Here is a 13,677-nt window from a genome sequence, read left to right on the forward strand (position 1 = left end):
TAAGATGAGATACCAAAGCATCGAAAAGCAAGTAAAGACACAAGCGTCTTTTCACGCATAACTTGATGGTTCGCCATGGAGTTAAGAGTTAGTTAAGTGAACAAGGGCGCACGGTGGATGCCTTGGCACTAGGAGTCGAAGAAGGACGGGACAAACACCGATATGCCTCGGCGAGCAGTAAGTAAGCGTCGACCCGGGGATGTCCGAATGGGGAAACCCACGACCCGTAATGGGGTCGTATCCATGGCTGAATACATAGGTCATGGAAGACAACTCAGGGAACTGAAACATCTCAGTACCTGAAGGAAGAGAAAGCAACCGCGATTTCCTGAGTAGCGGCGAGCGAAACGGAAACAGCCCAAACCAAGGCGCATGCGTCTTGGGGTTATAGGACACGCCAAACGGAGTGATCAAGATACACGGTAGATGAAGCAACCTGGAACGGTTCGCCAGAGACGGTAAAAGCCCGGTAATCGAAACGGTGTATCCTCCGGCGTGGATCCTGAGTACGACGGAACACGTGTTATTCCGTCGGAATCCGGGAGGACCATCTCCCAAGGCTAAATACTCCCTAGTGACCGATAGTGAACCAGTACCGTGAGGGAAAGGTGAAAAGCACCCCGGAAGGGGAGTGAAATAGAACCTGAAACCGTGTGCCTACAAGTAGTCGAAGCCCGTTAATGGGTGACGGCGTGCCTTTTGTAGAATGAACCGGCGAGTTACGAGGACGAGCAAGGTTAAAGAGCAGATCTGGAGCCGCAGCGAAAGCGAGTCTGAACAGGGCGCATTAGTTCGTCATCGTAGACCCGAAACTGTGTGATCTACCCATGTCCAGGGTGAAGGTCAGGTAACACTGACTGGAGGCCCGAACCCACGTATGTTGAAAAATGCGGGGATGAGGTGTGGGTAGCGGTGAAATGCCAATCGAACACAGAGATAGCTGGTTCTCTCCGAAATAGCTTTAGGGCTAGCCTCAACGTAGCGAGTCTTGGAGGTAGAGCACTGATTGGACTAGGGGCCCCTATCGGGTTACCGAATTCAGTCAAACTCCGAATGCCAATGACTTACCGTTGGGAGTCAGACTATGGGTGATAAGGTTCATAGTCGAAAGGGAAACAGCCCAGACCGCCAGCTAAGGTCCCTAAGTATGTGTTAAGTGGGAAAGGATGTGACGTTGCTCAGACAACCAGGATGTTAGCTTAGAAGCAGCTATCATTTAAAGAGTGCGTAATAGCTCACTGGTCGAGTGACGTTGCGCCGAAAATTTACCGGGGCTAAACACATCACCGAAGCTGCGGATTGTCCGCAGGACAATGGTAGGAGAGCGTTCTAAGGGCTTAGAAGTCAGACCGTGAGGACTGGTGGAGCGCTTAGAAGTGAGAATGCCGGTATGAGTAGCGAAAAAGAAGTGAGAATCTTCTTCACCGTAAGCCTAAGGTTTCCTGAGGAAGGCTCGTCCGCTCAGGGTAAGTCGGGACCTAAGCCGAGGCCGAAAGGCGTAGGCGATGGCCAACAGGTTGAAATTCCTGTACCACCTCCTTTCCGTTCGAACGACGGGGAGACGCAGGAGGATAAGGGAAGCGTGCCACCGGATGTGCACGCCCAAGCAGAGAGTGTGATGGATAGGCAAATCCGTCCATCGGACGCATGATCTGTGATGGGGAGGGAACATAAGTACCGAAGTCCCGGATTTCACACTGCCTAGAAAAGCCTCTAGTGAGGAAAGAGGTGCCCGTACCGCAAACCGACACAGGTAGGCGAGGAGAGTATCCTAAGGTGATCGGGAGAACTCTCGTTAAGGAACTCGGCAAAATGACCCCGTAACCTCGGGAGAAGGGGTGCTCATCTAGGCTACGGCCTAGGGAGCCGCAGTGAAAAGGCCCAAGCGACTGTTTATCAAAAACACAGGTCTCTGCGAAGCCGTAAGGCGAAGTATAGGGGCTGACACCTGCCCGGTGCTGGAAGGTTAAGGGGATGCGTTCGTCCTTTGGGACAAAGCGTTGAACCGAAGCCCCAGTAAACGGCGGCCGTAACTATAACGGTCCTAAGGTAGCGAAATTCCTTGTCGGGTAAGTTCCGACCCGCACGAAAGGTGCAACGACTTGGGCACTGTCTCAACGAGAGACCCGGTGAAATTATACTATGCGTGAAAATGCGCATTACCCGCGACAAGACGGAAAGACCCCGTGGAGCTTTACTGTAGCCTGATATTGAATGTTGGTACAGCTTGTACAGGATAGGTGGGAGCCTAAGATGCCGGAGCGCAAGCTTCGGCGGAGGCGCCGGTGGGATACCACCCTGGCTGTACGGACATTCTAACCCCGAGCCGTGATCCGGTTCGGAGACAGTGTCAGGTGGGCAGTTTGACTGGGGCGGTCGCCTCCCAAAGAGTAACGGAGGCGCCCAAAGGTTCCCTCAGAATGGTTGGAAATCATTCGCAGAGTGTAAAGGCAGAAGGGAGCTTGACTGCGAGACTTACAAGTCGAGCAGGGACGAAAGTCGGGCTTAGTGATCCGGCGGTTCCGCATGGAAGGGCCGTCGCTCAACGGATAAAAGCTACCCCGGGGATAACAGGCTTATCTCCCCCAAGAGTCCACATCGACGGGGAGGTTTGGCACCTCGATGTCGGCTCATCGCATCCTGGGGCTGTAGTCGGTCCCAAGGGTTGGGCTGTTCGCCCATTAAAGCGGTACGCGAGCTGGGTTCAGAACGTCGTGAGACAGTTCGGTCCCTATCTGTCGTGGGCGTTGGAAATTTGAGAGGAGCTGTCCTTAGTACGAGAGGACCGGGATGGACACACCGCTGGTGTACCAGTTGTTCCACCAGGAGCACTGCTGGGTAGCTACGTGTGGTCGGGATAAGTGCTGAAAGCATCTAAGCATGAAGCCCCCCTCAAGATGAGATTTCCCATTGCCTCGAGCAAGTAAGATCCCTCAGAGACGATGAGGTTGATAGGTCCGAGGTGGAAGCGTGGTGACACGTGGAGCTGACGGATACTAATCGATCGAGGACTTAACTAACGGTTAAGACGCCTGGTCGACGTTGCGCGGTATCATCGATCTTATCTAGTTTTGAAGGTACTTCACCTTCAATGTCATACAAAGAAATGAAGTCCGGTGGTTATGGCAGAGAGGTCACACCTGTTCCCATGCCGAACACAGCAGTTAAGCTCTCTAGCGCCGATGGTAGTTGGGGTTCTTCCCCTGCGAGAGTAGGACGCCGCCGGGCAACTTATTTTTCTTATTAGTTGCAAATAAGATTATGTTTGTTATAATGACAATTAGCTTAATAATACTTCATTATATTCCAGCGTAGCTCAGAGGTAGAGCAATCGGCTGTTAACCGATTGGTCGCAGGTTCGAATCCTGCCGCTGGAGCCATTTTTTTGTTTTCTATGCGCTTCCATAGCTCAGCCGGTAGAGCACTTCCATGGTAAGGAAGGGGTCAGCGGTTCGAGTCCGCTTGGAAGCTCCAATCCAATATAGATATGTAAACTTATGAGGGCACTTAATCGGTGTTCTTTTTTTGTATTGGTTTCATTATAGTAGAGAAAAAAGTCAACCTATTAATTTGAATAGGCTGACTTTAAAACTTTTAATTATTTTGAATTGAACCGAAGACTGGATAATGATCAGAGTAATCATTATATTCATAAGTTGTTCCCCAAGAAGACACAGACCATAATGGTGACTTAATATTTTTAGCTTCTACAGTTAAAGAGTTCGGTTGTGCATGATTATTTGACGTGAATATATAATCCAGAAATTGTGAGTCTAATTCAGGATAATTATATTCAGCAATCGAATTACTTTCTGGGTCCCATGTGGCATCAAACCCTGTGTACGTCGGTTCTTTTACATTTAATTGATTGATCATTGAATTGTATTCTTCAGAGCTTTTCTTGACGTTTAAGTCTCCACTAATAATAAGCATTTCTGATTCAGGAATATTTTTAGATTCGATAAAGTCTTTTATTTCTTGCATTTGAGCCGTTCTTACTTCTTCTGGCTCACCCTCCGAACAATTAGAATCAGTAGATTGAAGATGTGTTCCAATCACATGATAAGGGTCTTCATTTTTTAGAATTTTTGTGTAAACAAATCCTTTATTACTTAAGCTTTCCGGTCCGCATGCATCATCAAAAACATGCTGTATCTTTTCTTCAATGGGCCACTTACTTAAGACTGATACACCACCACTTTCTGGTGTGATATAAGAGTAGCTACCACGTGTTTCATCCCAGTTGTTTGTCGTGCTACCTAATATGGGTGTTTGATAAGGGTACTGGTTACTTAATTGGTTTAATAATTGGTCTGAAGCATTATTATCAAACAATTCGTTGAGTACCACTATGTCTTGATTCTTCATAAATTCCGCTTCACTTATCAAGTTAGCTCGTTGGTCTTGGCCCCAATTAGGCTCTACGGTGCTAGACATTAAATAAACATTATATGCAACAATGTCTAGGTTCGTATCATACGAATTCTGATTAGTTGTTTCTGCTGTGAGTAGAGTACTGTTAAATAATAAGCTCATAGCTAAAATGATCATCGTCATTTTAAACAATTTCATGTTTATACCTCCTTATGGATGAAATGGGGAGTTTCAGGGAAACTGATTGTAATGGAATCGTTACGCTTATACTCTCCCAAGCCATGTGCATTAAAATCGTCAACAATTATCTCAGTATCCTTGATTAATACGAAATAACGTGTGAAATTGCCGTTATATATAATTCGATTAACGACCCCTTCAAAGTCACCATTTGGGTTGATCTTAATTTTTTCAGGACGAATGACTGCTTTTAATTGTTGGTCATGATCTATGTTATTCGGATGCACTATTCGGAATTGGAAAGAAGGGGTAACGAAATAGGATTGTTCATTTTCGATTGTAATCTTTCCTTCCAAAATATTAGCGTGACCGACAAAGTTGGCAACAAATTCATTGCTTGGTTCATTATAGATATTATCTGGTCGATCGAGTTGTTGCGCGGTTCCATCTTTCAAGACGATGACACGATCTGAAATACTCAATGCTTCTTCCTGATCATGAGTGACGAAAATAATCGTTAAGTTTAATTCATCTTTTAACCGCCGAATTTCTTCCCGCATGATCATACGTAAATTAGCGTCTAAATTAGATAAAGGTTCATCAAGCAGTAACACTTTAGGTTGAAGTACCAAACAACGGGCTATTGCTACTCGTTGTTGTTGCCCACCACTTAATTCACTAGGCTGTCTATTTTCATAGCCTTCTAATTGTACTTGCTTTAAAGCTTCTTTAATACGACTATCACGCTCTTGTTTTGGTACTTTTTCAATTTTAAGACCATACTCCACATTTTTATAAACAGACATATGTGGGAATAGGGCATAGTTTTGAAATACCATTCCTGTTGGACGGTTTTCAGGAGGTAAATGATCAATTGATTGATTATCAAGGGTGATCGAGCCTTTATCTTGATTATGGAAGCCACCAATCATTCTTAATAATGTTGTTTTACCACAACCACTAGGCCCGATAAATGAAATAAGTTCACCTTGTTCAATATCAATAGAGATGTCATTAACTGCTGTAACATCATCAAAAAACTTATAGAGGTGGCTTAATTGTAAAAACTGTTCTTGTCCGCTCAAGTTATTTCACTCCTTAATTAAACTGTGTTCTATATGCTGACCCCTGTTTTTTTCTCAATATACTTAAGTAGTCCCATACAAGATAAAACAATAACAATTAACACAAATGACATGGCGGAGGCCATACCAATTTGAGCTTGTTCAGCTAGATTTAATATGTGAACAGCTGCTAAGTTTGTTCCTGGTGCAATTAAAAAGATAACAGAACTAATCGATACCATCGCTGTCATAAATGTATAAACAAATCCTGCTATGAACGCTGGACTTAATAGAGGAACAACGACTTTACCAAATGTACGATATGGTCCTGCACCTAGGTCGTTCGATGCTTCTTCCATGGATGAATCAATTTGGTGCATTTTACTAATACTAGCTTCAAGACCAACACCAATTTTTCTGAATGTCATGTTAAGGACGATTAATAGTACGGTACCTGTTAAGAAAAAAGGAGAGCCGTTGAATATAAGTACATAACCAATACCCATAACTGTACCTGGGACTGCTAGACCAAACAAGGTTAAGAATTCTAATGCTTTTTTTCCTGGAATCGGTTTTCGCGCAAATAGATAACCTTGTAGCATTCCAATTGTGGCCGCTAAGATAGCCGCTAAGAACGATACGATTATACTGGTGTATAAGGAATCCCAGCCGTTTCGACTTTGGAAGTGCTCTAGTGTAAAGCTATTATCAATACCAATGATTTTCACAAATGCTCCAAGAACGACCATAATGAACATGAGTACGATAAAAGACACAAACAATGTGTTAATCGTCATAACAACCGATTTAACCCGCTTAGTCAGGGGTGCATTACTTGCGCCTGACTCGCCACTGATCGTCTCTAATCCTGAATCTTTCATGACATAAGTTTGGAATATAAATACGATTAAACTCGGTATAATAAGGAAAACGCCGAGAACAGCTGCCTGTTCTAAGTTTTGTTGTCCTACAACGAGTAGGTAAGCTTCAGCTGCAATAAATGTTTCGCCACCACCGATAATCAAGGGGTTTGAAAAATCAGCCAAAGCCATGACAAACACTAATAACCCAGCTTTCGTAATCCCGGATTGGGAGAGGGGTAGTGTGATCTTTCTTAATGTTTTGGACTGATTTGCACCAAGGTCTCTTGATGCGTTCTCTAAACTAGGGCTCATATTACGCATCGTACTCTCAACTAACATGTAGCCAATAGGGAAGTAACCCAGTATTTGTGCTAAGACGACGCCCCAGAATCCGTAAATACTAAATTCTAACCCAAAGGCATCATTGAGCAGAGAAGTGACGACACCATTACGCCCTAATAATATAATTAAAGACAATGAAAAGATAAAAGGTGGGGCAACTAGTGGTAATAAAGCGGCGCCACGATAGAACTTAGATAAAAAAGATGTTGATCGTGTAACATATAATGAGATACTTACACTTAATAAAACAACCACAATGGTTGAAATAATCGCGGCTCCTAAGCTATTTAACAATGAATTAAGGTAATAAGATCTTGCGAAGAATTCTTTGTAATACTCAAATGTAAATCCTCCTGATCCTATACCAAAACTTTTAAAGAAAACAGCGAACACAGGGATTACGATAAACAATAGAATTGCTGCAGCTAAGATCGTCGTTAGGATCGCAAACCAAGGTTCAGACAAAAATTGGCGAAATTCAGACACGAGTTTTTTACTCTTCGTGGTTCTAGTTGTTTCAGTAGTCAATTAGATCACCTCAGCTTTATTCAATAAATATGGAGAGGCCAGCGCATGGTGACGCTGGCCAATCTCTTCATTAGTTAGAAAATTTATTCTGCCATTCTTCCATGATACGATCACGATTATCCGCATCCCACTGCGCGTCATAATCAATGAAATTGTCGGAAACATTTGAGTCATCTGTAATGCCAGGCTTAGTTACCATAGAACGATACTCAGCAGATAATTCCATGAAGTCTTGTGAACCTAAGTAGTCCATGACTTCTTTTGCTTTTTCAGGTTGATCCGTGTTTTCGAAGATCCAAGCAACATCTAAACTGTAACCTACACCTTCTTCAGGCATGACACTTTTAATTGGATAGCCCTCATCAATGTAGTCAAGGACAGCTTGGTCCCAAGATACCCCAATAGCATACTCACCTTGAGCAACTAATTGGGCAGGTGCTGAACCAGATTTAGTATATTGCCCAACATTTTTATCTAATTGTTCAAAGTAATCCCAGCCTTCTTCTTCGCCCATTTGTTGCATAATTGTTGAAACGATTAAGAATGCTGTACCTGATGTGCCTGGATCCGGTAGTGCAATTTCACCTTCATATTGAGGGTCTAATAAATCCTCCCAAGATTGAGGGACGTCGAGTCCTTTGTCTTCGATAATCTCTTCATTGACAGCAATCATGTTATACCAGAAAGAAGTCCCATACCATTCGCCATCTTCTTGTTTAAACTTGTCAGGCACATCTTCCCATTGTTCTGATTCATATGGTAATAAATAGCCTTCTTCTTCAGCTTTCATACCGAATCCGTGAAGCATACCGATTTGCATATCAGCACCAATTTCTGGGGCTTCAGCTTCAATACGGCTCCAACCTTCACCACTTGATAAACGCAGCACGTCTAGTTGGACTCCAGTATTTTCTTCGATATTTTCTACCATTGCATCCATCTCTTCAGAATCATTGTGAGTATAAACTTGTAACGGTTCATCGCTTGAACCTGATTCCCCACAAGCTGTAATGATGACCATTGTTGTCATTAAAACCAATAACATGATGGTTTTCTTCATGTAAACTCTCTCCCTTTTTGATTAATTTATATAACACCCTCGATAATCTTGGATCACGAGGTTGGTATCGCGTAAATAGAAAGCGTTATCAATACTCTTTTGTGCAATTCCAATTCCGGCTTTTAACTTAGCGTTTTTAGCTAAAGTCATGTCTCCATTAGAATCACCAAATAAAATTGTTTGTTGTGGTGAGACTAATAAACGTTGACAAGCTGTTTGAGCCATTTCCGGAAATGGCTTGCCATTTGTTACAGAATCAAAGCCAATAACAGTATTGAAATAGTGATCAATTCCGAGTAACTGTAAATGATATAAAGCATTTTGAGTGGAATCAGCTGTAACCACTGCCATTTTGATCTGTTGTTGATAGGCTTCATTGATAAATTCAATTAATCCATCAATGGGTTTAATATATTGTTTCCAATCAATAGTAGATTCAATGTTTTCTAGGCTTTTAGTGAGGTATGTAACAGCTTCATCCCATGGGATCCCAAGTTGATATAAGTAATGAGTTAGTATGGTGGCTGACTCATCAGGGTTACCGATTGCTAACGGACCGACTGGATCCCAAGTTTGGTTCACTATATCAAGACCTATACGTTCACAAGCATGGTGGGGGTCATAATTAATTGTTTCAGGAATCTGAATGGCAATTTCTTTAGTTAATAAGTCGCCCCAAACCCCCCATATAGAATAAAAATTAATGAGTGTGCCGTCTTTATCAAATAATATAGCTTCGGTATCAAAACGCTTTCCCTCTACGGTAATAATTGTGATGGTTGTCACCTCCTCATTTTTTGAAATAGCAAAACGTTAAATTTAAATTTAACAAAATTAATAAACTTAACGTTGCTTAATAGATTAATAAGAATTGTGAATATTGTCAAATCAGTTATGAATTTTTTGTGAAGATAAATAAACGTAACCTCAGTGATGAGCGGGGTTAGAAGATTTTAGAAAAAATCGCTTTTTGAAAATAGTATTGTTGGGTTTATGGATAGGGAAAGGTATTGTAATTACAATTCTGAAAGTTTAAAATTTCTTTTTTCCCTTTACAATGTTTTAGGTAGTCGCTATAATAATACTTGTCCTTTTCACGTAAAGACGTGAAACTAACACACGGCCCGTTGGTCAAGTGGTTAAGACACTGCCCTTTCACGGCAGTAACACGGGTTCGAATCCCGTACGGGTCATCATACATATTTTTGCACAAACTGTGTTTCGGAGGATTAGCTCAGTTGGGAGAGCACTTGCCTTACAAGCAAGGGGTCGGTGGTTCGAGCCCACCATCCTCCACCATCTTAATAAGCCGGCCTAGCTCAATCTGGCAGAGCAACTGACTTGTAATCAGTAGGTTGGGAGTTCGAGTCTCTCGGCCGGCACCATTGTTTGGAGGGGTAGCGAAGTTGGCCAAACGCGGCGGACTGTAAATCCGCTCTCTCCGAGTTCGGCGGTTCGAATCCGTCCCCCTCCACCACTTATTGGGCCATGGCCAAGCGGTAAGGCAACGGCTTTTGGTGCCGTCATGCGTAGGTTCGAATCCTACTGGCCCAGCCATTTAAATATGAGCCATTAGCTCAGCTGGCAGAGCATCTGACTTTTAATCAGAGGGTCGGTGGTTCGAATCCACCATGGCTCATTTTAATTACATATTATATTGGATATTAGGGGCCTTAGCTCAGCTGGGAGAGCGCCTGCTTTGCACGCAGGAGGTCAGCGGTTCGATCCCGCTAGGCTCCACCATATCTTTTAGCTAAAGTTGTTCTCTGTCGGGGAGCGACTTTTTTATTTGGGTTAAATTGTTATAGATTGTGATGCAAGTTCATCAGTCTTTGGTGAAGCTTAATAGTAGTTGGGGTTGAGTGATCACCTAATGAATGTTGTATAGAGATTTGTATATTCTGAGAGTCAGTTAATAAGTAAAGTTTTAAAACCCTGTCATCATGCATATTTATTCAAGTTTTTGTCTCGTTGAACCATTTTGTTTTGGCTTATAAAATGAATGGAGGCAAAATCGAAGGAGGAAAACGATATGAACAGTAGAATAGGTATTTTAGGCGCACCAATAACCGTAGCACAACCAAAAGATGGTGTTGATTTGGGTCCTCAATCGATTCGTTATGCTGGTTTGGTCGATCGTTTAACTGACTTAAATTTAACAATAAGTGATTATGGTGATGTACCAGTCACTAATGAGCGCAGTCATCATGTTGATCCAAAAACGAACTTAAGAAATTTACCGATTATCGCAAAAAACAATCAGTTAATTGCTGATTATGTATATGATGTCAAAAAGAAAGGTGACTTTCCACTTGTATTAGGTGGTGATCATAGTATTGCGATTGGTACGATAGCAGGGCTCCATCATTTTTATGATAAGCTTGGCGTGATCTGGTTTGATGCTCATGCTGATTTAAATAGTGGTGACACATCACCGTCTGGAAATATCCACGGTATGTCCTTGGCCGCTAGTTTAGGGATCGGTCATGATGAGTTAACGGATATTCATGAGAAGCGGTCTAAAATAAAGCCAGAGAAAACGGTGATTATTGGTGCGAGGTCAGTTGATCAAGGTGAGCGAGAATTAATCCAAGATTTAGGGATTAAAGTTTATACCATGCATGACCTCGAAAAAGATGGAATAACGCGAGTGATGGAAGATGCTATTGAATACTTACATGAACGTGTAGATGGTATTCACTTAAGCTTAGATGTAGATGGGATTGACCCTACATATACGCCAGGAACGGGTACGCCAGTTAGTGGTGGGCCGACTTATCGTGAGACACATTTAGCCATGTCTATGTTACATGACGCACAATTACTAACCTCCATGGAAGTGGTTGAGGTAAACCCTCTACTTGATAAAGGAAATCAAACCGCAGAGATTGCAAGGGACATGATTGCAGCTTTCTTTGGGGAAAAGTATTGTTAATGTTTTTGTTAAACTATACTTGTCATTTAGGATGATAAGTATAGTTTTTTTATTCATAAATTGACAAAACATGCAATTTGGTTAGCTTCATCCGTTTCAGTTGTAACAATTTATGATATAATAAAATCAATTGAAATTTGAGACATTATGTTATAGGGAAGTTTTGGATACATAAGTTGCGGAATGATTGGAATATAGCTTGTTTATGATTGGTTATATCTAGAGAGAAAATAGTGCGTGAAGGAAGTGTCAACATGTCGTGGGAAGAGCTCGATTTCCTACAAGTGTTACGGATTGTCGTCGATATAGCGCTTGTATGGTTTGTAATCAATAAATTGTTCTCGGTAATTCGGGGCACAAAAGCGGTTCAGTTGCTAAAAGGGATTTTTGTTGTACTAGGGATTTGGTTCTTTAGTTCAATCTTAGAGCTAAAAACGGTGCAATGGCTTGTTTACCAAGCTATTACTTGGGGCTTTTTAGCTGTGATTATTCTTTTCCAACCAGAGATTCGTCGTGCCTTGGAGCAGCTTGGACGGGGAAGTTTCTTTGCGCGGAACTCTAATTCCGAGGAGAAGTCTGTTTATGAAGCTATCGATTCGATCGTAAAGTCATGTAATTATATGAGTAAGCGACGAATAGGGGCGTTAATATCTATCGAACGTGAGACAGGCCTTAGTGAATATGTTGAGACAGGTATTAATGTAAATGGCCAATTATCAAGTGAGCTCTTAACGAATATTTTCATTCCTAATGCGCCTTTACACGATGGGGCAGTGGTAATTAGTCAGAATGAAATCGTTGCGGCTGCTTGTTATTTACCATTAAGTGAAAGTCCATTTATATCGAAAGAGTTAGGTACTAGGCACAGAGCGGCAATGGGTGTCAGTGAGGTGACAGATGCGTTAACTATTATTGTGTCCGAAGAGACTGGTAATATTTCAGCGACTAAGAACGGTGAGTTATATCGCAAATTAGATGAGGACGGATTAAGGCAACTGTTGATGAAAGAGTTAAGTCCATCTGAACAAAATGGGACATCAAAGGCATTGAGTTGGAGGGCGAAGCGAAATGGATAATTGGTTAAAAAGTCCTTGGGTTACGAGAATTGTTTCATTGTTTTTAGCGATATTATTATACACAACCGTTGCCATTGATGATGCCAACACCTCTCGTTCTAGCGATACTTTCTTGCCTTCAGGTTCGACTGTTACGCAAACGATGGAAGAAGTGCCACTTCAAGTGGATTTAGAGCAAGATGATGAATACGTCGTAAGAGGCGTGCCAGATACAGTTGATGTAACCGTTGAAGGGCCACGAAGTGTGATTACACAAACTGTTCGTCAGCAGAACTTTGATGTATCAGTGGATTTAAATAACTTAGGTGAAGGTGAACATCAGGTTGATGTCGCCCATGAGGGGATTTCGTCACAATTATCGGTATTAGTTGATCCTAATCAGGTTAACGTGACAATAGAGGATCGGGCGACAGAAACATTTCCAATTGAAGTTGATTTAGTTGGGGATGATTCATTAGATCCAAATGATGTCTTCGCAAGTGAACCACAATTGTCACCTGGAGAAGTTGAGATTACAGGGTCCACTACAGAAATTGAGGAAGTCTCAATGGTTAAAGCGATTGTGAGTTTGCCTGAGCTTGCTCAAAGCGGTGAAGTTAATGGAGCGCCTGTACGGGTTTATGATAGTGAAGGTAATGAGTTAAATGTGTATGTTGATCCTTCGTCAGTGGATATAACAGCTGACGTCTCAGTCACTGATAAACGTTATCCAGTAACACATGAAACGACAGGTGAACTTGATGAAGATCTCGTCTTGCAAGATATAAGTCTGAACCCATCTTCAGCAACGCTTTATGGCAGTATTGATCGTTTAGACGAAATTAATCAGCTTGAGCCTGTGAATATTGATTTATCAGAAGTTAGTGAGTCAACGACAATGGAAGTTGATTTATCAACGCCATCAGATGTTAATCGGATTGAACCTGAAACGGTTGAAGCTGAAATAGAAGTTGAAGAAGCTGTAGAAGATACAATCGAGGATGTTGAACTCGAAGTCGAAAACTTAGCTGAAGACGGTGAAATTACGTTTATTGAACCGAATGATGAACCTATTATGGATGTTCAATTGACTGGAACAGAGGAAACCCTGTCAAACTTAAGCCGTGAAGATATTCGCATCTGGATTGATGTTGAAGGGCAAGTTGAAGGTGAATTTTATGCGGATGTACAATTTGAAGGTCCAAATGGTGTGACATTGTCTTCAGATCAAGAACGTGTAAGAGTAAGAGTTGAATAATATACGTAAAGATCTCGT

The 13,677-nt window shown here is 42.2% G+C and carries 8 protein-coding genes, 9 tRNA genes and 2 rRNA genes; 14 read left to right on the forward strand and 5 right to left on the reverse strand.

What is annotated here, in order from left to right; translation table 11 throughout:
• Window positions 1-90: 90 nt before the first annotated feature.
• The 4 genes from ACKXGF_RS01045 to ACKXGF_RS01060 all read left to right on the forward strand — a co-directional run bounded on the left by ACKXGF_RS01045 (window position 91) and on the right by ACKXGF_RS01060 (window position 3,474).
• A 23S ribosomal RNA gene (locus tag ACKXGF_RS01045) occupies window positions 91-3,020 on the forward strand.
• A gap of 92 nt (window positions 3,021-3,112) precedes the next feature.
• Window positions 3,113-3,228: ribosomal RNA gene (gene rrf / locus ACKXGF_RS01050) — 5S ribosomal RNA — on the forward strand.
• 77 nt (window positions 3,229-3,305) lie between these two features.
• Window positions 3,306-3,380: transfer RNA gene (locus ACKXGF_RS01055), tRNA-Asn, on the forward strand.
• Between the two features lie 18 nt (window positions 3,381-3,398).
• Window positions 3,399-3,474, forward strand: a tRNA-Thr gene (locus ACKXGF_RS01060).
• 120 nt (window positions 3,475-3,594) lie between these two features.
• On the opposite strand, the gene sph is transcribed toward ACKXGF_RS01060, so the two are convergent.
• The 5 genes from sph to ACKXGF_RS01085 form a co-directional block, all read right to left on the reverse strand.
• On the reverse strand, window positions 3,595-4,572 hold the full coding sequence (gene sph / locus ACKXGF_RS01065; RefSeq protein WP_411954482.1) for a sphingomyelin phosphodiesterase: 978 nt from the start codon (window positions 4,570-4,572) through the stop codon (window positions 3,595-3,597).
• Between the two features lie 2 nt (window positions 4,573-4,574).
• Window positions 4,575-5,639 carry an ABC transporter ATP-binding protein gene (locus ACKXGF_RS01070; protein ID WP_411954483.1) on the reverse strand — a complete coding sequence of 355 codons (1,065 nt, stop codon included), beginning with the start codon at window positions 5,637-5,639 and terminating at the stop codon, window positions 4,575-4,577.
• A gap of 29 nt (window positions 5,640-5,668) precedes the next feature.
• Window positions 5,669-7,351, reverse strand: coding sequence for an ABC transporter permease (locus ACKXGF_RS01075; protein ID WP_167264267.1), 1,683 nt, complete (start codon window positions 7,349-7,351; stop codon window positions 5,669-5,671).
• 70 nt (window positions 7,352-7,421) lie between these two features.
• On the reverse strand, window positions 7,422-8,411 hold the full coding sequence (locus ACKXGF_RS01080; protein ID WP_167264269.1) for an ABC transporter substrate-binding protein: 990 nt from the start codon (window positions 8,409-8,411) through the stop codon (window positions 7,422-7,424).
• Between the two features lie 21 nt (window positions 8,412-8,432).
• The gene (locus tag ACKXGF_RS01085; RefSeq protein WP_167264271.1) at window positions 8,433-9,197 is read right to left on the reverse strand and encodes an HAD-IA family hydrolase; all 765 of its coding nucleotides are present in this window, start codon (window positions 9,195-9,197) and stop codon (window positions 8,433-8,435) included.
• A gap of 335 nt (window positions 9,198-9,532) precedes the next feature.
• Between ACKXGF_RS01085 and ACKXGF_RS01090 the strand changes: the two genes are divergently transcribed.
• The 10 genes from ACKXGF_RS01090 (at window position 9,533) to ACKXGF_RS01135 (ending at window position 13,659) form a co-directional block, all read left to right on the forward strand.
• Window positions 9,533-9,604, forward strand: a tRNA-Glu gene (locus ACKXGF_RS01090).
• 30 nt (window positions 9,605-9,634) lie between these two features.
• Window positions 9,635-9,710 (forward strand) — tRNA-Val (locus ACKXGF_RS01095).
• 9 nt (window positions 9,711-9,719) lie between these two features.
• Window positions 9,720-9,796 (forward strand) — tRNA-Thr (locus ACKXGF_RS01100).
• Between the two features lie 6 nt (window positions 9,797-9,802).
• A tRNA-Tyr gene (locus ACKXGF_RS01105) sits at window positions 9,803-9,888 on the forward strand.
• 5 nt (window positions 9,889-9,893) lie between these two features.
• Window positions 9,894-9,968 (forward strand) — tRNA-Gln (locus ACKXGF_RS01110).
• A 9-nt stretch (window positions 9,969-9,977) separates the two neighbouring features.
• A tRNA-Lys gene (locus tag ACKXGF_RS01115) sits at window positions 9,978-10,050 on the forward strand.
• Window positions 10,051-10,078: 28 nt separating this feature from the next.
• Window positions 10,079-10,154 (forward strand) — tRNA-Ala (locus ACKXGF_RS01120).
• A 289-nt stretch (window positions 10,155-10,443) separates the two neighbouring features.
• Complete coding sequence (gene rocF / locus ACKXGF_RS01125) at window positions 10,444-11,346, forward strand: arginase (protein WP_411954484.1); 903 nt, start codon at window positions 10,444-10,446, stop codon at window positions 11,344-11,346.
• 254 nt (window positions 11,347-11,600) lie between these two features.
• The gene (cdaA, locus tag ACKXGF_RS01130) at window positions 11,601-12,422 is read left to right on the forward strand and encodes a diadenylate cyclase CdaA (protein WP_411954485.1); all 822 of its coding nucleotides are present in this window, start codon (window positions 11,601-11,603) and stop codon (window positions 12,420-12,422) included.
• Complete coding sequence (locus ACKXGF_RS01135) at window positions 12,415-13,659, forward strand: YbbR-like domain-containing protein (RefSeq protein ID WP_411954486.1); 1,245 nt, start codon at window positions 12,415-12,417, stop codon at window positions 13,657-13,659. Before cdaA ends, ACKXGF_RS01135 begins: the two co-directional genes overlap by 8 nt.
• The last annotated feature ends 18 nt before the right edge of the window (window positions 13,660-13,677 follow it).

Origin of the sequence: Alkalibacillus sp. S2W (genome assembly GCF_046764385.1) — a bacterium.
Classification (GTDB): domain Bacteria; phylum Bacillota; class Bacilli; order Bacillales; family Alkalibacillaceae; genus Alkalibacillus; species Alkalibacillus almallahensis.